Genomic DNA, 26,839 nt, shown 5'->3' on the forward strand with positions numbered 1-26,839 from the left:
CGCTTTCCGAACTCAGCAAACTGGTTTCGGATTCACGCCCATCGACTCCAGTGACTCGGTGTACTCGTCATAGGCCGCTGTAATCGCGTCTTTCGCTGCCTCTTTTGCCGTTTCCCAGTCCTCGTCCGAATCACAGCGTTCGTCTAACAGCGTGAGCGTGTCGTTCAACTGCTCGTCGAGGTCACCGTTCAAATCGCGGAACAACTGGGCCGTCTTCGGGTCGGCCTTTCCGGTAAAGAAGCCAGTCAGCTGTTTTTTCGATTTCTCGCTCGCCAGCGTGCGCCCGACGAATCCGCCGAGGCGCTCGATGGTGTCGTCCAATCCACGGAGATACTCGTGCAACGCAGGCGTCTCGTTCGGTTCGTGATCGTCTACCTTTCCGGAGACGCGCTCGTAGTGGCCGTTCTCGACCTCCGCGATGCCGGCGAACAGTTCGCTCGCGTCCTCGTCTCCCTCGTCGTCGGCCCATCCGCCGAACGTCTGAGCGGCGGCATACTCGGAGTCGGCGGCGGCATCGAACACCTCGTCAGGCTCCATCTCTCCGCCGGTCGCGGCGTAGAGCGACTTTGATGACCCCAGGCGGGAGAGGGCGGTTTCGTTTTCCTTTCGCACGGCGTCGAGGAATTCCTCGGAATTCATACGCCACGGTACGAAGGCGCGCGGCTTGTAATCACCGACCCCGGTAACGGGTCAGTCCATATCGTCCAACGAGACGAACACGTCGGCGTCGGCGGTTATCCAACTCGCCATCCGTTCGAAGCGGGTCGCCTCTTCCGGGTAAATCGTACATCTGTCCGGTTGTCCGTCGTACTCCACAACGACGGATGCGAGTTCGAACGACCGTTCGTCAACGGCGTTCCGTTTCGATTCGGACCGTGTATCGACAGTATGGAAATGTCCTGTCATTGTGTCCTCGGGGGCGTCCCGGCGACGCCGTACTATTGAGATTCGGCCCGCTCTCAATAACCCCTGCTAGTTGTTCTCAATAGCGCTCGGGAGCGGTGGGGAGCTATCGACCGCCTGAGACGTGACTGTCGGGCGTGGATCGTCCGAAGAAAACGTGCGTCGTTGGTGGCCGACTCAGTTGCCGGTCTCGATGGGTGCATCCACGAGGTTGCCCCATTCGGTCCACGACCCGTCGTAGTTGACGACGTTGTCGTAGCCGAGCAGTTCCGAGAGTGCGAACCACGCGATGGACGAGCGCTCGCCGATACGGCAGTAGGCGACGACCTCTTGGTCGTTCGTGACGCCTTCGCTCTCGTACAGGTCACTGAGTTCGTCGGCGGATTTGAACGTCCCGTCGTCGTTCACGGTGGCTGCCCACGAGATGTTCGATGCGCCGGGGACGTGGCCGCCGCGCTGGGCCGTCTCCTGGAGTCCTGGGGGCGCGAGGATTTCGCCGCTGTACTCCTCGGGCGAGCGAACGTCCACGAGCGGGACGCCGCGGTCGATGGCCTTCTCCACGTCGTCGCGGTAGGCGCGGATGCCCTCGAATGGGCCACGAGCATCGTACTCGACTTCGGGGTACGATGGGACCTCGTCGGTCGTCGGATAGCCGTTTTCGAGCCAGTAGTCGCGGCCACCGTCGAGGAGCTTCACGTTCTCGTGGCCGTAGTACTTGAACTGCCAGTAGGTGTAGGCCGCGAACCAGTTGGAGTTGTCCCCGTAGAGGACGACGGTGGTGTCGTCCTCGATGCCGTGACTGCCGAGGAGGTCCTCGAAATCGTCCTTTTCGAGGATGTCACGCGTGGTCTGGTCCTGGAGCTGTGTCTCCCAGTTGAAGCCGACTGCGCCCGGCGCGTGGGCGTCGTCGTAGGCTTCCGTATCAACGTCGACCTCTACGAGTCGGTAATCGGTATCGTCGCTCTGGAACTCGTCGAGGTGGTCTTCCACCCAGTCCGCGCTGACGAGTACGTCCTTGGCGTAGTCACTGTTGCTCATGCACGTTCCCCTTTCTACGCTCGGGTTATATTCTTGTTACTGCCGGAAGGTTCCGCCTTCTGTCGAGCTTCCCGGCAAGAATACCCGGTATCTCGCGGGGGAATCCCCGTTTTGCCGCTATCCGTGGCTCATCGCGCATGAACGGCACCTGACAACCGGCAAAATATTCCGGCACCTCCAGTCGAATGCCGGTTTCGACGGAACCCGGAGGGCTAAGACGCTGGCGTCGGTATCGAGGGGTAATGCACGAGAACGTCGTCGTCTCCGCCGATTGGCTCGCCGAGCGACTGGGCGATATCCACGTCGTGGACGTCCGCGACGCGTGGGAATACGAGGGAATCGGTCACCTACCCGGTGCGGTGAACATCCCGTTCGACGAATTTCGCTCGGCCGATGCGGACGATGCGGGAATGCTCCCCGGTGCCGAGACGTGGTCCGACCTCCTCGGCAACGTCGGTATCAGCGAGGACGATACCGTCGTCGCGTACGACGACATGCACGGGGTGTTCGCGGCGCGATTCCTCGTCACCGCCGAACTGTACGGACACGAAGTGCTCCACCTCCTCGACGGGGATTTCAGCGCGTGGCAACGCGACCACGAAACGACGACCAACGCTCCCTCTCCCGCTCCCGTTTCCTACGACGTACGGGAACCGGAATCCTCCCCGCTCATCGGCCGCGAGGAGGTCGAAGCCGCGATCGACGACCCGGATTCCGTTCTCGTCGATACACGCGACCCGGACGAGTTCGCCGAGGGCCATCTCCCGAGCGCCGTCAACGTCGATTGGCTCGACCTCGTTGACGACGAATCCCGCGGCCTGAAGTCACCGGACGAACTCCGTTCGATTCTCGAATCCAACGGTGTCACCCCCGACAAGCGGGTGATCCTCTACTGCAACACCGCCCGTCGAATCAGCCACACCTACGTCGTCCTCTCTTCGCTCGGCTACGACGACCTCGGCTTTTACGAGGGCAGTCTCACCGAGTGGACGGAGGCCGACGGGAAACTCGAACGGGACTGATTCTTTCTATTTATCCTATATCTGTTGGCTGACGAAGAGCGAAATGCGTGTCAGTTTCCATCCCAGTAACGCCCGTTGCCGTCGTTGTAACGCCCAATACGGCTCGGTATCGGTGATGCCCGTATAGTGAGGGGTGCTTGCTCGTGAGAACCTAACCGGGATAGTTTTCCATTGGCACCCGAAACGGTCGCTCCCATTTATCTTCGGCTCCGGCCTATAGCCTGTCACCCCGGGAGGGGGGAAAAGGGATGACTGAGAGAGAACAACAAGACGCAGAAAACGTCGAATCGGAAGAACGTCGCTCGTTCATGAAGAAAGGCGCGCTCGCGACAGGCGCGCTCGCGTTGGGATTAGGCAGTGCCGGGAGCGCCTCGGCACAGGGCCGAAACGTGTTGGTGTACACCTACGACTACCACCCGAACGTGCAGTTCCGCGTCGTCAACTCGCTGGAGAAATCGACGACCGTTCGACTGCTCGAAAAACCGGGTGGCGGCAACGTCCCAGAGATCACCCAGCCGGACAACTACAACGGCTACATCATCCGCTACCTGCTTGGCGGCGGTGGCGGCGGGCAGGGACAGATAACCACGTTCATGTTCGCACAAGGTGTGTCCCTAAACCAGGGCGACACCCGACAGTTCAGTGGTGACGCGTCTGTCTTCAGCAGCACGCTCAACCTGCTTAGCACCAACCTGCGGTGAGACGAGCCGATTCGAGTTGTATCGGGGGGAAACAAGCGGTTCGGTACCCATTTTTCGGTGACGTAATTCACGGGAAGAGCCGTAGCGGTACCGACATCACGGGCGGATTTCAGTACGCTGGAGGAATACATGGACAACGAACACGAAGCAGGGATGCCGCGGTGGAGCGCTCGAGTAGACGATTCGGTTCGACCCCAACGAACCAGACCGTCGGGGGACGTATTGGTGTTCACCCGGGACTTTTTCCCGAACGTCCCGTTTCGAATCGTCGCTCAGCTTCCGGCAATCATCACAGTGACGATCCTCGACGAACCACCGGACGGGACACAGGTGATTTCACAACCCGACGAGTACAACGGCTACGTCATCACCTACGATTTCCATCGGACACCCATCTTCGTCTTTCTGTTCTCCCGACGCTATCTGCCGACGAGCGATCGATACCGGTTCGGCGACGATGCGACCTACTTCAGCAGCAACTTGGATCTGCTCGAAGTGTCCGTGGGGGTCGACTGAGGATCGTTTCGTTCGCTCCCGTCCGCGCGGACGATCGCCCCACTATTCCTGCCCATCTTAGTCTTCCATCCCACTATACTCGCCCATCTTAGTCTGCCTGTTCATCCAGATTCTCTCGAATAAAACGCTAGAATACATAATACTCCTTGTAGACGATTGCTCTGCATTCAGGAATACTGATTTTTACTATGTGTATGTCCATTATCCTTATTGTGTGGGCGTTTGTCCGGAATTAGCAGATGAAATCGAATGTTGTTCGATACTCCGACGTACAGGTAGAAGATTTCAGGGTGATCGACGAATATGGTTCATAAAAAGGAAGAATGGAAAGGTGAGTTGTACGGTGACGCGGTAAGAGACAAAATTCTCGAATTCGCCGAGAACGGTTGGCAGTCGATTCCGGAAGACGAGCGTGATGCGTGGTTCTCGCGGTTCAAATTCTGGGGCCTGTTTCACCAGCGAACCGGGCAAGAAAGCTATTTCATGATGCGTCTGACCAACTGCGGCGGCATCCTCGAACCGGGGCAACTGCGCGCCATCGGGGAAGTCGCACGTGAGTACGCGACCGGCCCAGCCGAGAACCCCGAGTTCGGGAACGGGTTCGTGGATTTCACGACGCGCCAATCGATTCAGCTCCACTGGATAAAGTTGGAGCACGTCCCCGAAATCTGGAATAAGCTAGAAGCCGTCGGCGTCTCGTCTCGCTCCTCCGGTGGGGATACGATGCGAAACATCTCCGGATGTCCCGTCGCGGGTAAAGACGAACACGAGTACGTCGAGACCCGGGAGTTGCTCGACCGAATCCAGTCACAGTTGCGCGACGATGACGTACTATGTAACATGCCGCGGAAGTTCAACATCTCCGTGACGGGTTGTCGGGAGGGTTGTGCACAGGATTCCATCAACGATGTCGCTTTGGAACCCGCACGAAAGCTCATCGACGGGACGCGAGTGAAGGGATTCAACATGCGCGCTGGCGGCGGTCTCGGCGGACGCGAACCCCGCCGTGCACGGTCGCTCGACGTCTTCGTCACGCCCGATAACGCCTACGAAATCGTCCGCGCGTTCGTCGAACTGTATCACGAGGAGGGCAACCGACAGAACCGACGGAAAAATCGTGGCCGCTTCTTCGTCGACGACTGGGGAACCGACGACATCCGCGAGGAACTCACCGAGCGGGTCGACTTCCCGCTCCATCACGCCGGAACGGACCTGCGTGATCAGTACACGTACAACGCCGGAAAGCAGGACGAACGGGGAAAACACGATCACGTCGGCGTCCACGAACAAGCCGACGGTGACTACTACGTCGGCCTCAACGTCCCGGTCGGACGCGTCACCGCCGACGAGGCCATCGACCTCGCCGACCTCGCCGACGAGTACGGGAGCGGCGAAATCAGACTCACTCGACGACAGAACCCGATCATCGTGGACGTCGACGACGCACGACTCGACGACCTGCTCGCCGAACCCCTGCTGCAAACGCATACGCCCGAACCCACGGCGTTCACTCGCGGGGCGATGGCGTGTACAGGAACGGAGTTCTGCTCGCTCGCGCTCACCGAGACGAAGGCACGGACGGCCGAGATGCTTCGATGGTTCCGGACGAACGTCGAGCTTCCCGACGACGTTTCACAGCTGAAGATCCACTTTTCGGGCTGTACCGCGGATTGCGGGCAAGCCATGACAGCGGATATCGGCTTGCAGGGGATGCGCGCTCGAAAGGACGGAGAAATGGTCGAGGCGATGGATGTCGGCGTTGGCGGCGGAATCGGCGACGAACCGTCGTTCATCGAGTGGGTCCACCAGCGTGTCCCGGCCGACGAGGTGCCCGGACTCATCGCGAACCTCGTTGAAGCATTCGTCGCACTCCGAGAGGAAGAACAGACCTTCCGCGAGTGGGTCGATGCGACCGGCCACGAGTCCATCATCGAACTCGCCGAACCCGAAGAGACGAGCTACGAGGACCCCTGTCTTCACGACGCAAAGCAGGCCTGGTACCCGTTCGAGAACGGCGAAAGTCCGGCTCCGACCGCACCGGACGGCACACCGATCTCCAGTAATGACTGAGCACATTCACCGCCTTCGACCCGCCGTTCGGTCGAACTCGAATTTCAACGAGGCAACGCTCACATGAGAAACACTGTCCCGACGACGTGTATGCGGTGTGCGGTCGGCTGTGGTCACGTCAACCAAAGCGTCGACGTTGGCTACGGCATCGACATCGTTCGCGGTGACGTTGCCCATCCGGTTAACCAGGGACTCGCCTGTCAACGCGGTATCCGCGAGAGCAAGGAGCCAGAGGGCAGGTGGTTGACGCGCCCACTGATTCGGGAGGGTGACGAACTCCTCCCCACGACGTGGGACGTCGCCCTCGGTCGCGTGGTGGAACGATTCGCATCCACCATCGGACACGACCGGGACGGCCTCGCCGTTCTCGGGAGCGGACAACAGACCAACGAAGCCGCGTACGCCCTCGGAAAGTTAGCCCGCGGCGGGTTTGGAACCCGGTACTACGACGCCAACACGACCCTCTGTATGGCCAGTGCGGTGACGGCCTACTACGACGCCTTCGGGAGCGACGCGCCGCCATGCACCTACGACGACATCCCGGACGCCCGTAGTCACGTCGTCTGGGGAGCGAACCCCGCCGTCGCCCACCCGGTCATGTTTCGTTGGATTCAGGAAAGTGCCAACGACGACAGCAGGCTGATCGTCGTCGATCCGGTCGAATCCGAGACGGGAACCGTCGCGGACACACACGTTTCACCCGACCCTGGCGGGGACCTCGCCCTCGCGCGCGCCGTATTGGCCCGTCTGGTCGAACGGGACGCGATAGACGACGCGTTCATCGACGCCGCGACTACCGGTTTCGACGCACTCCGCGCCGACCTCCCGACGGCGGAGGAGGGAGCGACGACCGCTGGCGTCGCCCTCGACGTCGTAGACCAACTCGCCGACGCGTTCGCGGACTCGACGCTTCTCTACTGGGGGATGGGCGTCAATCAGAGCACGCAGGGAACCGCGACGGCGGGTGCCCTGATAGACCTCTGTTTGGCGACCGGTAATCTCGGCCCCGGAACGGGACCGTTCTCGCTGACCGGGCAAGCGAACTCCATGGGGACGCGCGTCTGTTCGTCCAAGGGAACGTGGCCCGGTCACAGGTCGTTCGACGACCCCGACGAACAGGCCGTCGTCGCCGACGCGTGGGACATCTCCACGGAGCGTCTCCCCGACGACGCCGGACCCGGTCCGGTCGGAATCGTCGAAGCCGTCGACGACGGGCCGGTCGAAACGGTTTGGACCGTTGCGACGAACCCCGTCGCCGGGTTGCCCGATGCGGGGACCGTCCGCGAGCGACTGGACGAGGCGTTCCTCGTCGTGCAGGATGCCTTCCGAACCGAGACCGTCGAACTGGCCGACGTCGTCCTCCCCGCCGCAACCTGGGGCGAGACGGACGGAACGACCATGAACATGGAGCGACGCGTCTCCCGCGTTCGGTCCGTAACGGGGACGCCGACGGGTGTCCGAACCGACCTCGACATCATCATCGCCATCGCCGAAGGAGTCGTCCCCGGGTTGATGGGTCGTTCGAACCCGAGGGACGTGTTCGAGGAACTGACCACGCTTACGGCGGGCACGTCGGCGGACCTCTCGGGAATCAGCTACCCCCGTCTCGAAGAGGAGAAGGCCGTCCGTTGGCCCGCGCCCGACCCGACATCGAGTGGTGGTTACCGCTACCACGACGACGGGGACTGGTCGTTCGCAACCCCGACCGGCCGCGCCCGATTCTCGACCGCCACCCATCGAGGCCTTCCGGAACCGACCAACGAGGAATTCCCGCTCACACTGACGACGGGACGGACCGCCGACGGGTACAACACCGGCGTCCGCTCCCGACCGCCGGAGGCGGACGCCCCACCGCTCGTGCGTGTGCATCCGGACACGCTCGACTCCCTCGACATACACGGGGAAACCGCCGTCGTCACCTCTCGACGAGCCGAAATCCCCGTTCGAACCGACCCGAATTCGGCGGTTCCACGGGGTGTCGTTTGGCTCTCGATTCACCATCCGCGGACGAACGAACTGACACTTCCCGCTACCGACCCTCGTTCCGACGAACCGAACTACAAACAGTGTGCGGTACGGCTTGCACCGCGACCGGACGAGCGTACCGTGGCGAACCGAGCGGAGGTGACGGGAGATGACTAACAAGGTTGAACAGTTGATAATCGCCACTGTCGGGTTCTTCTGGGCGTTTTTGATGTGGTTCTCCACTGCCGCATTCAGCACGAGTATCGGGACGTTCTACGGTCTCACGACCGGCCAACTCGCCTTGCTCGCGAGTTCGGCCATCTGGCTCGCGCCGCCCGGACGCGTCATCGCGGGCTGGTTGGCGGACCGTCTCGGCGCGCACAACACGTTCGCGATGATTCTCGCGTACTCCGGTGTGGTGAGTATCGCGTCCTCGTTCGCCGCGAGCTATCAAGTGCTGTTCGTGGAGCGCCTCGTCGTCGCCTCGGCGGGAATCAGCTTCGTCGTCGGTATCCAGCATGTCGCACAGTGGTTCGACGAGCACGAAATCGGAACGGCGGAGGGACTGTACGCCGGAACCGGAAACGTCGGTGCTGGTGTCGGCGCGCTGGTACTCCCACGACTCTACGGCACCCACTTCGGCGATGCCTTCCTCCACCTCGGAATCGGTGCGCTCGTCATCGCGGCCGTCTACAAGTGGCGCGGCCAACCCGCGAAGGACCGTGCGACCGCCGAAGCCGCACGACAAAACACGTCCTTCAGCGACACGATGTACGTCTGGACGCGGTACGCCGCGATCGGACTCATGCTGGCCTACGCGATGTCGTTCGGTTTGGAAATCTCGATGAACTCGTGGTTGCCGACTTACTACGCGGACGGCTTTGCGGCGTCCATTCGACACTTGGGATTCACCGACACGTCGTCCATCCAAGTCGCCGCGGGAACGTTCGCCGCCGTTCAGTCGTTCAACGCGTCGTTGTGGCGACCGTTCTCGGGCTACATGTCCGATCTCTGGCAGCGAAACGGATGGACGCCGTATCCGATTCTCGCCACTGACAAGCCGTACTCGCCGCGCATTCACTGGCTGTTGACCGCCCTCATACTCATCACGGTATTGATGATCGTGCTCACCGTCGTGGGTCTCCTCGGCGTCCTTCCGCTGTCGGTGGTCGTTCTGGCCTTCTCCGGAATCGCGGTGAGCTTCGGTACCGGCGGTGTGTTCGCCATCGTTCCCCTCGTTTTCCCGGACCGTCCGGGGACGGCGTCGGGGTTCATCGGAGGCATCTCCACGACCGGGGGTATCGTCTACCCGCTCATGTTCGGCCTCATGCCGAACGTTCACGTGGGATACGCTTTCGTCGCCGTCGTGTTCTTCGTTCCCATCATGCTGTTTTACCTGTGGGCGATGCGCTCACAGTCGGGAATCGGCGACCACGGCATCGGCTCCCGCGAACGGTGGCTCGGCGACGGACCGGCACCGAATGCGTCTACGGGAGGTGATGACTGATGACGGAATACGACTCGTGGTACAAGTGGGGAAAAGCCACGCTGTACGTCGAGATGCTGATCGCAGTGCTCGTGACGGTCTTCTCGCTGTACATGGCCTTTAACGGCATGGCGGGATGGTTGGTCTAAAATGACTGTTAACCGGACATTATCGGCGGGGTCCAAACCATGAGTACGACCACGGGTACCGTTCATCTCGTCGGCGCTGGGCCGGGTGATCCGGAACTCCTCACGGTCAAGGCCCGGCGGTTGCTCGACGAAGCGGACGTTATCCTTCACGATTCGCTCGTCGGCGACGAGGTCGTCGAATCGTTCCCCGACCATGCGACCGTCGTTCACACGGGTAAACGCGCCGACGGCGAACGAACGTCACAGGCGGAAATCAACGACACGATGGTCCGGGAGAGTCGTACCGGAAACGATGTCGTTCGATTGAAAGGCGGTGATCCGACCGTCTTCGGGCGCGGCGGTGAGGAGGCGGAATATCTCGCACGCCACGGGATATGGTTCGAAATCGTCCCCGGCGTGACGAGCGCTATCGCCGCCGGTGAAGTTGCCGGTATCCCAGCTACCCATCGCAACTGCTCGTCCACCCTTACCGTCGTTACCGGACACGAGGACCCCACCAAGGACGACACCTCTCTCGACTGGGAGGCGCTCGCCGCGAATGTCGAGGCGGGCGGAACGCTCGTGATTCTGATGGGGGTCGGCCGTCTCTCCGACAACGTCGCCGCGCTCAGTTCGCACGGACTCGACACCGGGACACCTGTCGCGATGGTGGAGCGCGCGACTCTGCCCGACGAACGAGTCGTTACTGGGACCTTGGATACGGTCATCGAACGTGCGAGAACTGCCGACGTGAGACCTCCAGCGGTCACTATCGTCGGCGACGTGGTCCGCGTCCGCGAGACCGTCGAACACTGTTTGGCCAGTGCCACCGGGTCGTTTCTCGCATCGTGGACATCACCGCCGTCAGCAGTCGATGAAATCGAAAGCGCGAACCGCGGCGAATAGTTCGAATCGGTTCGGAACCACCATCAGCAAGCGAACGAGGAATCGTTCGTCCCGTTCGTCGGTTGTCGACTCGTCTATTTGATATAGCGTTATGGGATTCATTATAGCGCTCACGACTCTCGAACTGACGTTCGTTCGCTCGTTGTATCACGTCCGTTAAGTACCACCGACTGTAACAACCGAGTAATGAAACGACGAACCTATCTCACGGCGACTGGGACGGCATTTGCCGGTCTGGCTGGCTGTCTCGGGAATTCCGACGACTCCGGCAGTTCCGGGGATTCCGGTTCCACGAGTTCGACCGGCGGTAAGTCCGCGAAGACGACGTCACAGACCCAACTCAGCGGTACGCTGAACGTCGCAACGTACAGCGCGCTCGTGGACGCGCCGAGTACATCGCCCGGCGCGTGGCTGAAAAAGGAGTTCGAAAAGAAGTATCCCAAGGCGACGCTCAAGTGGCAAACTCCGGACAGCGAGGTCAACTACTACATCCAGCGAAAGGCACAGCACGTCGATATCGACGCAGACGTGTACGTCGGTCTCAACGTGGACCAACTCATCACCATCGACCAGAAACTGGGCGGGACAAAGTTGTTCACCCCCGTCACCGACTCGCTCTCGAACTACGGTCACGTCAAAAAGAGCCTGAACTTCGACCCGAAAGGACGGGCCGTTCCGTACGATACCGGCTACGTCAGCCTCGTGTACGACGAAACGAAGGTCGATAATCCGGGCTCGTTCGACGCACTGACGAAGCCGAAATTCAAGGGTACGCTGCTGACCGAGAACGCCCAACAGGCCGCGACGGGGCGGGCGTTCCTGCTCTGGACGATCCACGAGATGGGCGAGAAGAAGTATCTCGACTACTGGAGTCGGCTTTCGAACAACGACACCCAAATCCTCGGCTCGTGGGACGCGGCCTACACCGCGTACTCCAACGGCGAGCGGCCCATCGTCGTCTCTTACTCCACTGACCAGGTGTACGCCCATCGTGAAGGCGAGAACATGAAGAAACACCAGATCGGCTTCCTGAACGGACAGGGCTACGCCAACCCCGAGGGGATGGCGAAGTTCGCCGACACGGACTCGCCGAAACTGGCCGACGCGTTCCTCGACTTCATGCTCTCCAAGAAGGCCCAGTCGAAGATAGCGCAACTCAACGTCGCGTTCCCATCGACCGACTGGGCCGACCTCGGAAAGGAGTTCGACAAGTACGCCAAGGAACCGGACGAACCGGTCACCTACTCCTACGATCAACTCAAGGGCAACCTCGAAGGATGGGTTGATGAGTGGGCGCGCCAGATTGCGAGCAAGTAGATGGATACCGGGCGCTGGCTCGAACGACACGCACTCGCACTTCTCGGAATCGCGACCAGCGCCCTGCTCGTCGTTCTGTTCTACTATCCCGTCGCCATCGTCTTCGCCGACGCGGGCGGCATTTCTGCGTTTCTCGACGTACTGACCGACCACTTCTACGTCTTCGACATCTTCGGATTTACGGCGTATCAGGCGCTCCTCTCCACGATTGCGAGCGTCGCCGTCGGACTCCCGGGTGCGTACATCCTCTCGCGTTACGAGTTCCCAGGGCGGCGGACGATTCGTTCGCTGACCATCCTCCCGTTCGTCATGCCGTCCATCCTCGTCGCCATCGGCTTCGTGGCGATGTTCGGGCAGAACGGGTTGTTCAACGATGTCGTCGGCGTCGTGGGTCTCGGACCGTACTCCCTCCTGTACAATCTACCCGCAATCGTCGCCGCACACGCCTTCTACAACGCGCCGCTCGTCGCCCGCGTGACGAACGCGGCGTGGGAGAGCGTCGATGCCCGCGAAGTCGAAACCGCCCGAAGCCTCGGTGCTGGTCGCTTTCGGGCGTTCCGTGATGTGCTCGTCCCACAGTTGCTTCCGGCGATTCTCACGGGCGCACTTCTCACGTTCATCTTCACGTTCATGTCCTTCCCCATCGTCCTCGCGCTGGGTGGGTTCCAGTACCAGACCGTCGAAGTCTGGGTGTACGCGCTCGTCCAGCGCCTCGACTACTCACAGGCGGCCGTTCTCGCCATCCTCGAAACCTCTCTCTCGCTCGCCCTGACCTACGCCTATCTTCGGTACGAGGCTCGGCAAGCCGCCGCCTCGCGCGCCAGCAGACCGCTCGCCCGGAAACATCTCCTCTCGGGTGATACCGGTTTCGTCGAAAGGCTCGAACGGACCGGCGTCGCACTGTATCTCGTCGTCGTCCTCGTGCTGTTTCTCGGGCCGCTCGTCAGCACGGTTCTCGAAAGCATCACCGGCCCGTCCGGCTTTACCTTGCGCTATTACCAGTTCCTCGTGACGCGGCAGGTGTCCGGCGCGTCCTTCCAGACGAAACCCGGCGTCGCCGTCCGTAACTCGCTCACGTTCGGTATCGGAACCCTGTTCGTCGCGCTCCCGATGGGCGTCGTCATCTCCGTCCTGACGCGGGCGCGAAAGAGCCGAATCGTGGAAGCGGTGGCGATGGCCCCGCTCGCGGTGAGCGGCGTGATGGTCGGGTTGGGTATGCTCCGAGGCCTCGTCTTCGGGATTCCCATCGCCGGAACTCGAATCCAGGTGAGCGGCGCGATGGCCATCGTCGCGGCCCACGCCGTCGCCGCGTACCCGTTCGTCACGCGAAACGTCTCGCCCATGCTCGCCGGGATCGACCGGCGAACCGTCGAATCCGCCCGCTCGCTCGGCGCGACCCGCGTCCGGACGCTCATCGACATCGAACTCCCGCTCGTGGCGGTCGGGTTGGCCGCCGGGGCGGCGTTCGCCTTCGCCATCAGCATCGGCGAGTTCGACTCGACAGTTATTCTTGCCACGGGCAGTAGCAGTTACACGATGCCCGTCGCAGTCGAACGCTTCCTCGGCAAACAGACGTTGGGACCGGCGACGGCGATGGGGACCATTCTCCTCCTCGTCACCGCCGTCAGTTTCGTCATCATCGACCGCCTCGGCGGGAGGTGGGAAAGTGGTTGAACTCTCCCTCTCCGGCGTTCGAAAGGAGTACGACGGTGTCACGGCCCTGAACGACGTGTCGTTTCAGGTCGCGGACGGCGAGTTCTTCACCCTCGTCGGCCCGTCTGGCTGTGGCAAGACGACGACGCTCCGCACCATCGCCGGGTTCGAGGACCTCACCGCTGGCGCGGTGCGGTTCGGCGACCGCGAGATGGAAGGCGTCCCGCCCGAGGACCGCGACATCGGTCTCGTCTTCCAGAACTACGCGCTGTTTCCACACATGAGCGTCGCGGAAAACGTCGGCTACGGCCTCCGTTTCCGCGACCCGCCGGGAGCGCGAACTCGCGACGAGCGTGTGCTCGAACTGCTCGAACTCGTCGGATTGGACGGTTTCGAGGACCGCGACCCGGACGAATTATCGGGCGGTCAGCAACAGCGTGTCGCACTCGCTCGGGCCCTCGCGCCCGGTCCCGAGTTGCTCCTGCTGGACGAACCGATGAGCGCACTGGACGCCCGTCTGCGCGACGACCTGCGAACTCAAGTGTCGCGCATTCAGTCCGACCTCGGAATCACGACCATCTACGTCACCCACGACCAGGAGGAAGCGCTCGCCATCAGCGACCGCGTGGCCGTCATGAACGACGGTCGAATCGAGCAGATCGGCCGCCCACAGGACGTGTACCGCCGACCGGAATCCCGCTTCGTCGCGGAGTTCGTCGGCGAGAACAACGTCTTCGACGGGAAGACCGTCTCACGAGACCCGAACGGTTCACGCGTCGTCGTCCGAGACCACGAGTTCCTCCTTCCCGGTTCGACGGCCGACGCCGTGACGTTCTGTGTCCGTCCCGAAGCGCTCCGGTTGGGCGGCGGCGAAAATTCGTTCACGGCGGCCGTCGAGGACGTCGAGTTCCTCGGAGAGGCGTTCCGCGTCCACCTCGACTGGATGGGTAAAACCGTCACACTTCGCGTTCCCGAGGCTCCCGACGGCGAGCAGATGCGCGTCGGGTTCGACCCGGCCGACGCACACGTCATCGACGGCGCGTCCACCGAACTGGTCGAATCACGATAAAAAAGGTCTCGGTGCTCCCTTCGGACGCCGAAGAGCGCCGCGACGACGAACGCGACGAGTGTGACGACCCCACCGAAGCCGGGTTGACCACCGTCGTTGGTGCTCGTGGACGTTTGACCACCGTCGGTATCGGTGACCGTTTTGCCTGCAACCGTCGTGTCGGGCGTGGTCGTCGTCGAATCGTCCGCCAGTCGATGATGGTCGCTCGGCCGTTGCTCGCTCGCAGGTCACTTGAAAAACAGTTTGTTCCGATATCCCGTCGTCCTCCCGGGATTCCCCTATCGATTCGTCGTGTACGTGTCGGTCGTGTTCGTCGTGTAGGTGTCGTACGTTCCCGTCGTTCCCGTATTGGACGTTTCGGTCGTATAGGTGTTGTACGTCCCAGTGGTTCGGGTGTTGTAGGTTCCCGTCGTCCCGGTGGTATTGGTCCCCCGGTTCGTCGTCCCCGTCGTGAACGTGCCACCACCGCCGAACTGTCCCGATCGATCGATCCGTCCTCGCATACTGTTCGGGTGGAACCGACATCGATACCGCCGGATTCTGTCGGTCGGCTTGAACGTCAACACACGTGTCTCTCCCGCTTTCGATGACCGGCCGGTTCGATGGAGTACCTGTCCGTTCTCGCCGTTTTTCTGCCCGATTATCTGGAACTCGTGTTCCTTCCCATCGAGGTTTATCCAGACGATCCTGTACCGCTCGGTCGGAATGAGTCCGAGCGTCGGATTTCGACCCCCTTCGATCTCTTTCGGTGCCAACCCAAGCCAATGGCCGACACGTGCTCCGAGGATGATGGTCCGCTGATTTCCTCCTCCTCCGCCACCGCCCCCGTTCGTCGTACTGGTTTGATTCGACGTTTCGACCGTGCTCGTCTGGTACGTCGTCCCGTCGTTGCTGGTATCCTGCGCCATCGCCATCCGTCCGAGCGCACCTATTCCGGTCAGTGCACCCGCCGCCTTCAGTAGCGTTCGACGCTGTGATTTCGGTGTCCCCGTCATATATTCCTCCGAACGTGCAACACCTCCGGAAACCAAAAAGCGCCCAGACCGTTCGGTCCGACAACTCGAAATTATACGCCCGAAACGGCGGTTATTCGCCGTTTCTCGCCGGGAAATTTTCGACTGGCCGTCATCCTACGGCGAACGGAATCGACCGGGAGTTCGAACACGGCCACCGATTCGACGATAGGCGAACGGTGACGGTCCACGATTCGACAGGTGTTGTGGAACCGTATTTCAGTCGTCGTCCCAGAACCGTTCCAACCCGAACGAGAGCATGTCCGGGCTGACCGGTTGAAACTCCTCCCGTTCGACGGGCGGGAAGAACTCCCTGACGCTGTTCCACGATTCGCGGGCGTATCGACCGTCGACCAGCACGCGAATTCCCCGTTCGTCGGGGCCACGAATGACTCGCCCCAGGGCCTGCCGGGCTTTTCTGACGGCCGGAACGGTCAGCGCGTAGGTAAACCCGTCACCGAACTGTCGTTCGTAGGCGGTTCGAACCGCCTTCGTCCGTGGGCTGGCAGTGTTGATGATGGGAACACCGCAGACGACCGCGGCTCGGAGCCGGTCACCACGATAATCGACGCCCTCGGTCAGCGTGCCGCGTAGGCTCGTAACCAGCACTTTCGCCTCGCCGCCGAAGAACTCGTCTTTCAGATTCTCGGTCGCCTCATCCGCGCTGCTCTCGTCCAGCAACACCGGCTTGTCCACCGTGCTCCGCAAGTGTTCGGCGGCCCACGTCGCCTCCGCGTAGTTCGGCATGCCGACGAGGACGTTGCCCGGCGAACGTGCCACATCCCGGATCGCGTCGGCGTACACCTGCCGCGTTCCCGTCTCGTCACCCGGCGCGCCGCGATTGTCGTAGGTGAACTTCGGTGCGTCCACCGCGAAACTCTCCCGGTTCGATTCGGGGAAGTTCAAGCCGTAGGTCCGTTCTACGATCGGTCTTCCGTCCTTCTCCAGATGGCCGAGTCCGGACACTTCCTCGAAAATCTCGATCGGTTCGAGCGTCGCGCTCATTAGGATCCCGCCGCCGAACTTCCCGAGTTCCTCACCGATGGCGTCGCTCGGGACGCAGTTCTGCATGGCGAGTTGGGCGTTGTACGCCCGTCGCCACGAGTCGTTGGGCTCGCGGTCGTTCCACGTCCGTTCGAGGACGATCTCGCGGAAGTACTTCTCGTGATCGTTGCGATACCACTCTCCCAGCGCACGCCCGGCGGGCAACGCGGCGCGTTCCCTGTCATCGTCCTCGGCTTCATTGAGAATGCGGGCGACGACCGCCCCAACGGCCTCCGCACGTGCCCACGTCCCGCCGTTGTACCCTCGATTTTCCGCCCACTCCGAAATTTCGTCCTGCTGTGGTACCGTGGGATCACGGAGCGGAATTTCTTCGTCAGGGAGGTCGGTGATGTTCGCCCGCCACCCCTTGTGTTCGCGCTCCAGGTGTTTCCGCACGCGCCGGTCGATCTCCTCGCGCAGTTCGCCGATGAACTCGCGGGTCTCCTCCAGTTCGAACAGCGTGACGCTCGCGTCTTCGAGCTCCGCCCGGACGAGGTCGGCGTCGGCGGTCATGTGTCCCGAATCATCGTCGTCGAACTTGACGGGCTGAATGACTCGCGTGAGCTCGGACTCGGCGTCACGGAGCGTCGAATCGCCGACCGACTGGCTCACGAGGTCGCGGACGCGCGGTTCCAACATGTGCGCCTCGTCGCAGACGAGGAACGTCGAGTCGTCGACGAGCGCCCCCGTGAACGTCGCCGCCGTCACCGGGTCGAAGGCGTGGTAGTAGTTTCCGACGACGACCTCGACGTGGCCCAACAGCGCGCCCATCATCGAGTGCGGACAGGTGCCCCATTGCACCGAGTTGGCCACTAAATCGTCGGGTTCGATGAGGCCCATGCTCTCGAAATCGAACGGAACCGCCTCGATAGGGTCGCCATCTTCGGGCATGTCCTCCAAGAACTGCGCGTAGAACGGGCAGTACTCCACGTCGTTGTACTCCGGCATCCGCGGCGGGTACGGCGTCGGTTCCCCCGCCGTTTCGAGGTAGGACGCGGCGGCCCCGCCCTTGCCGCTGTCGGCCAGTCCCGTCTGCTGGGTTCTGGCTTGCGAGGCGAGATTTTGGGCCGTGACGGAACCTCCTTCGCCGGTCAGGTCTCGGGTGCGCTCCCGGAGGCCCTCACAGCGGTCGTACACCGACTGGCTGTCGATGTCGCCCGCATTTTCACGGCTGTACGGGCACACGTCGGCCTTCCCGACGAGGGTCAGCGCCGATATCGGGTTCCAGTCGTCGGGCAGATTCGAGTTGATGGTCTTCAGGTCGGTTTCGAACTGGCGGAGCTGTTGTTTCACGCTCGTCAGCACGAACACGCGCTCGTACTGGCTGTCCGGGTCGCGGACGAGATCCAGTCCGGCCGTCAGCGCCAGCATGGTCTTGCCAGTCCCGCAGGCACCTTCGATGACGGTAAAGCCGTCATCGCGGGCGGTTTCGATGGCCGTCTCGATACCGTCCCGCTGCTCGTCGTATGGCTCGTCGTGTCCGAATATCGTCCGCCAGTCCGGCATCATTCTGTCTCTGTTTCCCCCCTGCTTAGGGCTGTTGTCCTGAGTTGCTCCCGTCTCGGTATTTAAACCTCAGCACGGGGCGGAAGTGATGCTGCGAAACGGAGTTGGTGGGAAGCGATGAGTCGTACTTGGTTGTTCTACGATCCCAGCGACTGGGAAGCGGACCTCGAACGCCTTCTCCCCTCTTATCACCGACTCAGTAGCTTCCCCCACCAAGCTCGGTGGTCGGCTCCCCAGCGGTACACCGGCTCGCGAATCTGCTCGCGGGTCGATTCGGGGAGGTACCGGAACATCGCCACCGCGTAGCGCGACGGGTCGTCGAGTCGGGCGAGGGTTTCCTCCATGGCCGCGCCACACGAGTACACCCGCTCGTCGGTGAGCAGGTGCGCGCACGACTGGAAGTCGGGTGGGAGGCGGGCGCGTTGGTCGGGCGTGAGGTCGGCAAAGCCGACGAGTTCGAACTCGCCGTGTGCGTCGGCATATTCGGCGACCCACGTGCAGAAGCCACAGTCGTCGTCGTAGACGAGTCGGGGCGACGACGGAGGGATCGATGGCGACGATGGCCGCGATGGCGACGAGGATCGTTCTCGCATATACGTCCGTTCGAGGGTCGCTCGGATACGATTTCTGGCAACAAGATACGGGCCGCAGTACTGCTCCGTTTAGGAGTCATGTGTCAGCAATCCACACGCTATCGTTCCGAACGCTTACCTGATTTATCAGTAAACGAACTCCTACCCGAGTCTTTATTTAGGAGGTGGTATATAAATTACCCATGCGCCGTAGAAGATTTCTGACGGCGTCCGGAGCGACACTCGCTGGGGGGGCCTTGGCGGGGTGTACGGGTTCCGGACCGAACAGCGGCGGGAATGGGGATAGCTCGAAGAACAAATCGAAGGGCGGGTCGGGTAACGCTACCGAATCGACTTCGGACGGCACCGACGACGGGAGCGCCGACAGTGGTGGAATCACCACTGCCAACGGCTTCCAACTCGTGTCCGCGAAGGTACCGAAGAAGGTCACGATGGGCAAGCAGTTCGCGCTCAAACTCACCCTCAAAAACGTCGGTGACAACCCGAAGGCGTTCGAATCCGCGGTGTCGGTCGAAGGCAACGCGCCGGGGTCCCAGCAGATGGGACACATCCAAACCGACAAGATCGCGCCGGGGAAGACGACGACGTGGTCCACCAAGCTCACGTATCCGTACGTGGCGACGGTCAACTACCACATCGCGGAATTGAAGAAGACGTTCTCGATCGATATCGTCGGCGAAACGCTCTCCTTCGGCGAGTCGTTCCTCAGTCCGAACGAGATCGCCGTGACGGTGCAGGATGTCACCCTCACCGACCACTATCGCTACAAACCGGACAGCGGTGGGTCGGAGGACGTGGAGGCCAGCGACGGCAGCCAGTGGGCCTTCGTGACGGTGAAAGCCGAAAACAAGTTCCGAATGAAGCAGACGCTTCCGATGGGCAATCAGTTCGTCCTCCATACAGGAGGGAAGAAGATCAAACCGACGGACCACATCGCCAAGGAGGATGGAAAGTACAAGGTGAACAAGTTCGGCGACCGAACCGTCGCCTCCGGCGAGAGTCTCGCCGGATGGCTCGCCTACGAACTCCCGGCGGACGTCTCGGAGCAGGACATAACCATCGAGTGGCACGGTAGCGACGACGAAGGCTCGTGGTGGACACGCTGGAACCAGTAGTCAGTTCCACGCGGCCGCGTCCGGATCGATAACTCTCTTTTGACGGTCGATCGCCGCGATAGTGTCCATGTCCTCGGCGTCGAGTTCAGGGACGGAGCGGTTTTGCCGGAGGTGGTCCTCACCGGTCGCCTTCGGAATGGGTACGACGTTGCCCAGTCCCTGCAACCACGCGATGCTGACTTGGCTCGGCGTCGAATCGTGCTTTTCGGCGATGTCCTGCAGTTCGGGGACGTCACCGACATCGCCCCGCATGAGCGGCGAGTAGGCGACGAGCGTCATGTCGTGGTCCGCCGCGTACGCTCGCAGTTCTTCCTGTTGGAGCAGCGGATGCATCTCGACCTGGTTGGCGACGATGGGGGCATCGAGCAGATCACGGGCCTCGTCCAGCAGTTCGGGCGTGAAGTTACTCACGGCGATGTCGGTGGCGGTTCCACCCTCGTACAGTTCGTCGAACGCCGGGAGCGTATCCTCCGCGTCGTAGGCCTCCATCGGCCAGTGGACGTACAGCAGATCGACGTACTCCGTCCCGAGTTTGTCGAGACTTTCGTCCACGCTCGAAAACACGTCGTCGTACGCGAGGTTGGCTGGGAGGACCTTCGTGGCAAGGAAGATATCCTCGCGGGGTACGTCCGAACTGGCGATTCCGTCGCCGACCTCCGCCTCGTTCTCGTACATCTGCGCGGTGTCGATGTGTCGATAACCGACGTCGAGTGCCGTCCGGATCGTCTCGGCACACTGCTCGGGATCCTTGTTTTGAGACGTTCCCAACCCTGGCGATGGAATCTCTATCACGAACTCGGAGAAGGACGCGAGAGCGAAAAAGGTCCGTATCGCGGAAGCGAGGGTGGGGTAGGCGTCACTTCCGTTTCGTCGCCGCTCCATTGCTCCGTCGTCACTACTTTCGCTCCGTCGTTACCTCCTTTCTCTCCGTCGCCGTTCCCTTGCTCCATCGCCACCCCTCCCGATCCGTCATCGTTTTCGCGTCGATATCAGTCCACGATTTCGCTCTCGAACAGAACTTTCGACGTCCTCCGCTTCCTCCGTTCCACCGGAAACTGTGGGGTAGCAAAAACCCACAAAATCGCGTGTCTGACGCCTGTCGTCCGCCGATTATCCCTCCTCGAAAACTGCCCTTTTTGCCCGTCGTTTTCGCCCGCAGGGGTGGGGTTTGTGAGTCCGTGACGAACCCCCCCGTTTCCGGTGGAAAAGTTACACCGGGGTTTCCCGTCGGTTGTGTTTCGTTTGCAACCGGATTCCGATAGACGAAGGCTACCGTTTCCGGTGGAACCCCACCGTAAAACGCTCCGCCCCCACGATTCATGAACGGTATTTGTACAGACCGAACGAGAACACGAGAAAGAGCGGGATGATCGGCGCGACGACATTCAGCGGGAGCAAAATGAGCAGTACCGCGGAGACGACGACGAATTGGAGGGCGACGAAGACACTGAACGCTTCTCGTTGTGTAGCCATTCGTCTATCGTCCTTTCTTGCCCTGTTTTATGAATGTATTCCCGAAGAATCAACTACCAAACCGATCAGTGAAATCGACCGGTTTCCGCGCCGCAATCCGAACAGATGGTGACGAGCGCTTCCTTGTCGCCGACCATCTCTATCTCGTTCTGCGTCCGTTCGCCACACTCCGGGCAGTCGCGATACATCTCCACGTTTTCGGTGTCGCGCGGCGCGCCAAGCGCGAGGGCGACGACCGCGTCGTCGCCCTCGTTGACGCCACGTTGGAACTCGCCGCGCGCGAAGTGAATCGCTTCGCCCGCTTCGACGACCACGTCGCCGTCTTCGGTTTCGAACGTCGCGGTGCCGGACTGGATGTAGAAGACCTCCTCCTGGTCGTCGTGTGCGTGATACCCGAACGCGAAACTGTCGCCCGGTGCGAGTTCGTAGTAGTTGATGGCCATGTCCTCCGTTCCGAGCGCCTTCGAAACCGGCCGTCGAACGTCCGCCGCGCTCATCTGTCCCGCTACGTCCTCGACGTGGACTTTCTCCATGCGCGTTTCTTCGTCGGTGATACCGTAAAACCTCCTACCGACTCGTTGTGGTATTTAAACCCATCGCACGCTCAAATTCCTACTCTCGCTGTTCGGAGCCTCTCCGGCCAGTTTTTAGCCTAACCTAAAAAATGAAGGGAGAGCAAACCTTTAAGTAAAGTACTTGGTTTTAAGTACCTGTTTCGCGTTAAACTGTGTAGGTGAAACACTGATGGCTATCGACCCACAATTCCACGAAAACCGCGAAAAAGTAGACGAACACGAGGGCCACGACGTATGGGGTCCGGTGGACGAACCGGAAACGCTCGGTATCCACGGTACCCACGTCGCAGTCGATTTCGACCTCTGTATCGCCGACGGGGCGTGTCTCGAAGACTGTCCGGTCGACGTGTTCGAATGGACCGACACGCCGGGCCACCCGGAGAGCGAAGAGAAAGCAGACCCGGCCAACGAAGCGCAGTGCATCGACTGCATGCTCTGTGTTGACGTGTGCCCCGTCGATGCCATCGACGTGGACGCTGGCCGCGCCTGAAGAAACGAAAATTCTTCTTTGTGTTATCCACTGTCTATTTATATATCGGCCGCAAATGGCCTGTATGAATCCTCGAAGCCCTCCCCACTTATTTGGTAGGTGGCAACCGTGAGTCCGACGGTGAGGCGAAAATCGGACGACGTTCTCGACCTCGATCTCGACGAATCGGAATCCCCGTTCGAGCCGGTCGACGTTCTCGGCACGGAACACGAGGGGGACACGCTCACGATCTACACGATGAGCGGTGGTGGCGCGTCCTTGATCCTCTCCGCGGAGGAGAATGCGCTCACCCACCCCGTTGCGGTCGGCGAATCCGACTTGACGGCCCCGCTTCGAACCGGACTCTCGTATCTCTTCAGGGACGGTATTCGAACCGTCCGTGTCCGTGTGTCGCCCGATTCGGCTACCGATGCGCTCGCGACGCTCGAACCCGCATCCCTTTATCGCTACGACGAACTGCTGTTCACCGCGAAAATCGAAAACTAATCCCTATCGGTCCCGTCGATGTCCAGTTGGTTCCGCAACTTCTCCATCATCTCCGAATCCGAGAGTGATTCGAACTGCTCCCGGAAGTGGGCATCACAGAGGCCGACCTGGACGCCATCCACTTCGGGCGCGAACGTCGCTTCTCGGTCACAGTAATGACACCGCATGGCCGCGACTACGTTCCCCACACAAGTCAACCCACCGTTTGCGAATGACCGCTCAAAGCGTGACCGCGCTTCTGAAGTGACGGTATTCCGCCTTCGAGAGTCCGGCTTTCCCGAGCACTTCCCCATGGGCGTCGCTTCCTCCAGTCGGCACCAAGTTGTGGTCGGCAATCGCCCGCTCCAACGGTCGCGTATCCACCTCGCGTCCGTAGGGATAGTATCGCTCGACGGCATCCAGTTCGCTGGTGAGGGCGAGTGCCGAAGTGGGGTCGTCGTACCGATACGGGTGGGCCAAGCCGACGAGGCCGCTCGCGTCCGAGAGCAGTTCGACGCCGCGCTCGAACGTCGGCACGTCCCGGGCGACGTAGCACGGTCCGCCAGCGCCGATGAGTTCGTCGAACGCGCCGGAAAAGTCGTACTCGGTTTCCGGGTGTGCTTCGATGGCGCGAGCGATGTGCGGTCGTCCGAGCCCTTCGCGCGATTCGAGTCCGAGGTCGATATCGAGTCGGTCTTCGACGCAGTCGATGATGGCCTGTCCGCGTTCCTTCCGGTCAGCCTGCAGGCGCTCCAGTTCGTCGGCGAGTTCCGGTGTCGGATAGACGCCGTAGCCGAGCAAGTCGAGATGCTGGCCATCGGGTGCGCTCACCCGCAGTTCGATGCCGTGAACGACCGTAACCCCATCCATGACGCTGACCGGCGTCGGTAGTTCCGGATGTAGTCGGTCGTGGTCCGTGATGGCGACGACGGACACGTCCGCCGACCGCGCGGCCGCCGGAACGTCGGACAGTTCCATCGACCCGTCGGAGTTAGTGGTGTGGACGTGCAGATCCGCAAAAACGCTCATGTCCTTCCTCCGGTAGCTCGAACGAAGGTGTTTGTGGTTCGACCGGCGACTTTTGCAGGACAGGGCGGCGACGAAGCGCCGAATCTATACCGATTGTACATCCTTATATTCTCCGTATCCCCTTGGCGGAAATGTTTATAATGGTCTTTGATTTAGAACTGTTCGTAATGACGCTCAAGAAGGCAAGCCAACTGCTCGATGAACATCAGTATCCGACCGACACGGAACGGTTGATCGCGTCCCACGGCGACTACGTCATCGACCTCCCCAACGGGACTGAAACCCTCGAAGAGGTGTTCAGCCGTACCGGAGACGAAACGTACGAGTCGCCACAGCAGGCCCAAGAAGCGATGTACAACGCCATCAGCCACAAGGCCATCGGTCGCCGGTACTACAGCGACCGCGACCCGACGACGATGGGAACGTCCGGTCCCGACCAGGTCTCGTTCTAGACCCAGTCGAGCGCACGGTTCAGCGACAGCGGCACCGACCCTTTTTCGTACGCTTCGATGTGTCCGGACGGCCGAGCGCGGAAGACGACTGCGGGTCGATGACGGACGCCCGGTTGCTCGCCGACGACGGCGGCCCACTCGTCGTCCCGGAATCCGGTACAGTCCACGAACAACACCGCGCCGCCACCGTGCTCGCTCAGTTGCCCGTTCGTCTTCGTTTCCGCGGTCTCGCGCACCGCCGCGACGGGCGTATCCGCGGCCCGCCGGGTCGGCGGACGTGGACGGGTCACTTCGACCAGCGTGGATTGGTTGCCGTCGGCGGGGTCGGCACGGAAATCGAGCGAATGGCCGGTCGTCACCTCGATTTCGGGTTCGACGGCGTACCCGGCGTCGGTTAGTATCTTTGCGACGGTGAACTCGCTCATCGTCGAACTCATACGGTTCTCGTCGAAGTACTCGCTCGTCCCGAGTTTCGACGCCATCGTGTATCGGTAGTCGTCCAGCGCACCCGTACTGAGAAATCGCTCGTAAAACGAGAGCGCCTGGTCGCGCGTCGCGTCGGGGAATCCGGCGGCGTACTTACGGAAAAACGCTCGCGAGGTTTCGCGGCCGTCCTTCGAGAAGAAGACGGGAAGGAAGAACCACGAGAGGTAGTCGTATTCGGCCAGCCACGGCGATTCGACGGCGAGATCCGCGAGGAGTTCGCGTTGACTCCACCGCGCGATAGGATACGGAATCTCGTCGAAGGTGTACTTGTTCGTGCGCCAGAGTGCGGGCGGCGTCTCGGTGTTCCCGAGCCAGTAGGCGAGGTCGTCGTTCCAGACGAACAGCGCCACGTCGCCGTTATCCATCTCGAAACGCCGTGCCTCGAAGCCGTTCGGTTCCACGTAGTGTGGTGTCGTCGAACGCGCCCCGAGGTTCGAGTCGAGGTGCGAATACAACTCCGTCGTTATGCGGTCGTCGTCCCACCGCTCCGTAGAGCGGCGAAAGCGGAGCGGGCTTGCCACAAGATGACCTAGTAACCGAGAATGTTTACGTGTTATGCACCACACCGGTCGTCACGAATACATCTCTACTCTCAGTTCCGTCGTCTTTTCCATCGGTTCGCGCACTCCGTTTCTTCGGGTACCTCTTTCCGTCTGACGATAGTCCATCGTGAACGTATAATGTGATTATCCGTTACATTAATAACTACTCCTCGCCAAGTATGAGTGTGGTTGTCATGTCAATGGGTGCCTATGACGAAGAAGAACACGAACGTCGTGAGCGGAAAAACAGTAGCGTCGATACGACCGTCGATGACGTACGATCTGAGTATCACGGGACTGTCGAATACGACTCCGGCGATTCAGCCGAAGACCTGCTCGAGCAGTTCCAGAAGATGAAATCCGAGTAGAACGGCTCTTCTTCGCAGTTGTTTACCAGCCTAGAGTGGACGGTGCGCCGCGCTCCGCTTCGACCCGCTCCGCGACCGACGGGTCGGGTTCATCGGAGTTCTCTGCCATCGCTTCCCACTCCCGAATGGAGCGGCCGACCCACGAGTCGGCCGCTCGCGCTCGTTCCAGTACGGTTTCGTACACCGCCCGATTGTGTTCCGTCGTTCCGGGGCTGCTTGCGGCGGCGCTCGCAACGAAGTGGGCGCGGTCCTCGTCGGTCAACTCGTCCGCGAGCATTCGATCGACGACGGGGGGTAACTCGTCGGGGTCCGGATAGACGAACACCTTTTCGCCGATCGCCTGCGGACCGAGGAGGAGTCCGGAGAGCGCCTCCGGCGGTTCCGAATCCAGCAATCGCTCCCCGCCGAACGCTTCCTCCACCCGCTCACATTCGGTTTGCTGTCCCAGCTTGCAGTTGTGGCCGGGGTACTCCGCACACTCCATCGGATACAGGTCGGTCCCGTGAATCCGACACTGCAGCGTCTCCGGGTCGAGGAAGGTACAGGTCGGCAGCCACTCCGATTCCTCGATTTCGAACGGTTCGACGGGTTTCGGCGGCTTGCGAAGCCCGAGAAAGAACGCGGGTTTCCCCCCGATTGCCGCCAGTCGTTCGCCGCCGATTTCGACCCCGGAGTCGTCGTGCCAGAGGCGCGGCGTCATGGCGTCACCGAGTCCGGCCTCCACGAACGCTTCCACTTCCTCGCGCATGAGGGGAACGAGATTGTAGGTCTCGTCCAACGGTCGGCGCGGTCCACGCCGTTCGTGGTCCGAGGAAGTCGGCGCGATGGCTCGCCAGTCGATACAGCATCCAGCACATCCCTCGCAGTTCACCTCCATACCGATCACGGTACGGTAGTTAGTAGCATAAACCGTC

Annotated in this window: 29 protein-coding genes and 1 pseudogene; 16 read left to right on the top strand and 14 right to left on the bottom strand. The window is 61.4% G+C overall.

Annotated features, from left to right (window positions below; translation table 11 throughout):
• Window positions 1–12: 12 nt before the first annotated feature.
• From NKF26_RS01360 to NKF26_RS01370, 3 genes are all read right to left on the bottom strand, one after another.
• Window positions 13–639 (bottom strand): rubrerythrin family protein, encoded by a 627-nt coding sequence (locus NKF26_RS01360; protein WP_253224944.1) that lies wholly within the window; start codon window positions 637–639, stop codon window positions 13–15.
• A 51-nt stretch (window positions 640–690) separates the two neighbouring features.
• Window positions 691–906 carry a hypothetical protein gene (locus tag NKF26_RS01365; RefSeq protein WP_253224945.1) on the bottom strand — a complete coding sequence of 72 codons (216 nt, stop codon included), beginning with the start codon at window positions 904–906 and terminating at the stop codon, window positions 691–693.
• 174 nt (window positions 907–1,080) lie between these two features.
• Window positions 1,081–1,941, bottom strand: coding sequence for a sulfurtransferase (locus NKF26_RS01370; RefSeq protein ID WP_253224946.1), 861 nt, complete (start codon window positions 1,939–1,941; stop codon window positions 1,081–1,083).
• Between the two features lie 242 nt (window positions 1,942–2,183).
• Here NKF26_RS01370 and NKF26_RS01375 point away from each other — a divergent pair, with 242 nt between their 5' ends.
• From NKF26_RS01375 to NKF26_RS01420, 11 genes are all read left to right on the top strand, one after another.
• A complete protein-coding gene (locus tag NKF26_RS01375; protein WP_253224947.1) occupies window positions 2,184–2,963 on the top strand; it encodes a sulfurtransferase in 780 nt (259 codons plus the stop codon).
• Between the two features lie 248 nt (window positions 2,964–3,211).
• A complete protein-coding gene (locus tag NKF26_RS01380) occupies window positions 3,212–3,664 on the top strand; it encodes a twin-arginine translocation signal domain-containing protein (RefSeq protein WP_253224948.1) in 453 nt (150 codons plus the stop codon).
• Window positions 3,665–3,793: 129 nt separating this feature from the next.
• Complete coding sequence (locus NKF26_RS01385; RefSeq protein ID WP_253224949.1) at window positions 3,794–4,180, top strand: hypothetical protein; 387 nt, start codon at window positions 3,794–3,796, stop codon at window positions 4,178–4,180.
• 303 nt (window positions 4,181–4,483) lie between these two features.
• Window positions 4,484–6,250, top strand: a complete 1,767-nt coding sequence (locus NKF26_RS01390; protein WP_253224950.1) for a nitrite/sulfite reductase — start codon at window positions 4,484–4,486, stop codon at window positions 6,248–6,250.
• A gap of 63 nt (window positions 6,251–6,313) precedes the next feature.
• The gene (gene nasA, locus NKF26_RS01395; protein WP_253233926.1) at window positions 6,314–8,392 is read left to right on the top strand and encodes an assimilatory nitrate reductase NasA; all 2,079 of its coding nucleotides are present in this window, start codon (window positions 6,314–6,316) and stop codon (window positions 8,390–8,392) included.
• Window positions 8,385–9,722 carry an MFS transporter gene (locus NKF26_RS01400; protein WP_253224952.1) on the top strand — a complete coding sequence of 446 codons (1,338 nt, stop codon included), beginning with the start codon at window positions 8,385–8,387 and terminating at the stop codon, window positions 9,720–9,722. Before nasA ends, NKF26_RS01400 begins: the two co-directional genes overlap by 8 nt.
• Window positions 9,722–9,850: a hypothetical protein gene (locus NKF26_RS24025; protein WP_255359047.1), complete on the top strand. Its 129-nt coding sequence runs from the start codon at window positions 9,722–9,724 to the stop codon at window positions 9,848–9,850. Before NKF26_RS01400 ends, NKF26_RS24025 begins: the two co-directional genes overlap by 1 nt.
• 39 nt (window positions 9,851–9,889) lie before the next feature.
• Window positions 9,890–10,735: a uroporphyrinogen-III C-methyltransferase gene (gene cobA, locus NKF26_RS01405; protein ID WP_253233927.1), complete on the top strand. Its 846-nt coding sequence runs from the start codon at window positions 9,890–9,892 to the stop codon at window positions 10,733–10,735.
• Window positions 10,736–10,921: 186 nt separating this feature from the next.
• A complete protein-coding gene (locus NKF26_RS01410) occupies window positions 10,922–12,052 on the top strand; it encodes a thiamine ABC transporter substrate binding subunit (protein ID WP_253224954.1) in 1,131 nt (376 codons plus the stop codon).
• Window positions 12,053–13,726, top strand: a complete 1,674-nt coding sequence (locus tag NKF26_RS01415) for an iron ABC transporter permease (RefSeq protein WP_253224955.1) — start codon at window positions 12,053–12,055, stop codon at window positions 13,724–13,726.
• Window positions 13,719–14,774, top strand: a complete 1,056-nt coding sequence (locus tag NKF26_RS01420) for an ATP-binding cassette domain-containing protein (RefSeq protein ID WP_253224956.1) — start codon at window positions 13,719–13,721, stop codon at window positions 14,772–14,774. The genes NKF26_RS01415 and NKF26_RS01420 overlap by 8 nt, the downstream gene beginning before the upstream one ends.
• A gap of 26 nt (window positions 14,775–14,800) precedes the next feature.
• Here the strand turns inward: NKF26_RS01420 and NKF26_RS24335 are convergent.
• The 4 genes and pseudogenes from NKF26_RS24335 to NKF26_RS01435 form a co-directional block, all read right to left on the bottom strand.
• Window positions 14,801–14,965: pseudogene (locus tag NKF26_RS24335) on the bottom strand (hypothetical protein); the annotation flags it as partial.
• Between the two features lie 87 nt (window positions 14,966–15,052).
• Window positions 15,053–15,769, bottom strand: coding sequence for a hypothetical protein (locus NKF26_RS01425; protein ID WP_253224957.1), 717 nt, complete (start codon window positions 15,767–15,769; stop codon window positions 15,053–15,055).
• Window positions 15,770–16,006: 237 nt separating this feature from the next.
• Window positions 16,007–18,340: an ATP-dependent DNA helicase gene (locus NKF26_RS01430; RefSeq protein WP_253224958.1), complete on the bottom strand. Its 2,334-nt coding sequence runs from the start codon at window positions 18,338–18,340 to the stop codon at window positions 16,007–16,009.
• Between the two features lie 185 nt (window positions 18,341–18,525).
• The gene (locus tag NKF26_RS01435; protein WP_253224959.1) at window positions 18,526–18,930 is read right to left on the bottom strand and encodes a DCC1-like thiol-disulfide oxidoreductase family protein; all 405 of its coding nucleotides are present in this window, start codon (window positions 18,928–18,930) and stop codon (window positions 18,526–18,528) included.
• Window positions 18,931–19,112: 182 nt separating this feature from the next.
• Here NKF26_RS01435 and NKF26_RS01440 point away from each other — a divergent pair, with 182 nt between their 5' ends.
• The gene (locus NKF26_RS01440) at window positions 19,113–20,045 is read left to right on the top strand and encodes a DUF4352 domain-containing protein (RefSeq protein WP_253224960.1); all 933 of its coding nucleotides are present in this window, start codon (window positions 19,113–19,115) and stop codon (window positions 20,043–20,045) included.
• Here the strand turns inward: NKF26_RS01440 and NKF26_RS01445 are convergent, their stop codons facing one another.
• From NKF26_RS01445 to NKF26_RS01455, 3 genes are all read right to left on the bottom strand, one after another.
• Window positions 20,046–20,927, bottom strand: a complete 882-nt coding sequence (locus NKF26_RS01445; protein ID WP_342766294.1) for an aldo/keto reductase — start codon at window positions 20,925–20,927, stop codon at window positions 20,046–20,048.
• Between the two features lie 435 nt (window positions 20,928–21,362).
• On the bottom strand, window positions 21,363–21,518 hold the full coding sequence (locus NKF26_RS01450; RefSeq protein ID WP_253224962.1) for a hypothetical protein: 156 nt from the start codon (window positions 21,516–21,518) through the stop codon (window positions 21,363–21,365).
• Between the two features lie 65 nt (window positions 21,519–21,583).
• Window positions 21,584–22,051, bottom strand: coding sequence for a cupin domain-containing protein (locus tag NKF26_RS01455; RefSeq protein ID WP_253233928.1), 468 nt, complete (start codon window positions 22,049–22,051; stop codon window positions 21,584–21,586).
• A gap of 211 nt (window positions 22,052–22,262) precedes the next feature.
• Between NKF26_RS01455 and NKF26_RS01460 the strand changes: the two genes are divergently transcribed.
• The gene (locus NKF26_RS01460; RefSeq protein ID WP_253224964.1) at window positions 22,263–22,583 is read left to right on the top strand and encodes a ferredoxin family protein; all 321 of its coding nucleotides are present in this window, start codon (window positions 22,263–22,265) and stop codon (window positions 22,581–22,583) included.
• A gap of 120 nt (window positions 22,584–22,703) precedes the next feature.
• Complete coding sequence (locus tag NKF26_RS01465; protein WP_253224965.1) at window positions 22,704–23,069, top strand: hypothetical protein; 366 nt, start codon at window positions 22,704–22,706, stop codon at window positions 23,067–23,069.
• On the opposite strand, the gene NKF26_RS01470 is transcribed toward NKF26_RS01465, so the two are convergent.
• On the bottom strand, window positions 23,066–23,236 hold the full coding sequence (locus NKF26_RS01470; protein WP_342764457.1) for a DUF6757 family protein: 171 nt from the start codon (window positions 23,234–23,236) through the stop codon (window positions 23,066–23,068). The two genes, NKF26_RS01465 and NKF26_RS01470, sit on opposite strands and share 4 nt — an antisense overlap.
• 52 nt (window positions 23,237–23,288) lie before the next feature.
• The gene (locus NKF26_RS01475) at window positions 23,289–24,077 is read right to left on the bottom strand and encodes a PHP domain-containing protein (RefSeq protein WP_253224966.1); all 789 of its coding nucleotides are present in this window, start codon (window positions 24,075–24,077) and stop codon (window positions 23,289–23,291) included.
• A 167-nt stretch (window positions 24,078–24,244) separates the two neighbouring features.
• Here NKF26_RS01475 and NKF26_RS01480 point away from each other — a divergent pair, with 167 nt between their 5' ends.
• A complete protein-coding gene (locus tag NKF26_RS01480; protein ID WP_253224967.1) occupies window positions 24,245–24,529 on the top strand; it encodes a DUF2795 domain-containing protein in 285 nt (94 codons plus the stop codon).
• Here the strand turns inward: NKF26_RS01480 and NKF26_RS01485 are convergent.
• Window positions 24,526–25,536, bottom strand: a complete 1,011-nt coding sequence (locus NKF26_RS01485; RefSeq protein WP_253233929.1) for a DUF5784 family protein — start codon at window positions 25,534–25,536, stop codon at window positions 24,526–24,528. The two genes, NKF26_RS01480 and NKF26_RS01485, sit on opposite strands and share 4 nt — an antisense overlap.
• Window positions 25,537–25,751: 215 nt before the next feature.
• On the opposite strand from NKF26_RS01485, the gene NKF26_RS01490 reads away from it, so the two are divergent.
• Window positions 25,752–25,925: a DUF5786 family protein gene (locus NKF26_RS01490; RefSeq protein WP_253224969.1), complete on the top strand. Its 174-nt coding sequence runs from the start codon at window positions 25,752–25,754 to the stop codon at window positions 25,923–25,925.
• Window positions 25,926–25,947: 22 nt separating this feature from the next.
• Here NKF26_RS01490 and NKF26_RS01495 read toward each other — a convergent pair whose 3' ends face one another.
• On the bottom strand, window positions 25,948–26,802 hold the full coding sequence (locus NKF26_RS01495) for a YkgJ family cysteine cluster protein (RefSeq protein WP_253224970.1): 855 nt from the start codon (window positions 26,800–26,802) through the stop codon (window positions 25,948–25,950).
• Window positions 26,803–26,839: the final 37 nt, after the last annotated feature.

Source organism: Haladaptatus sp. AB618, assembly GCF_024136965.1.
GTDB lineage: Archaea > Halobacteriota > Halobacteria > Halobacteriales > Haladaptataceae > Haladaptatus.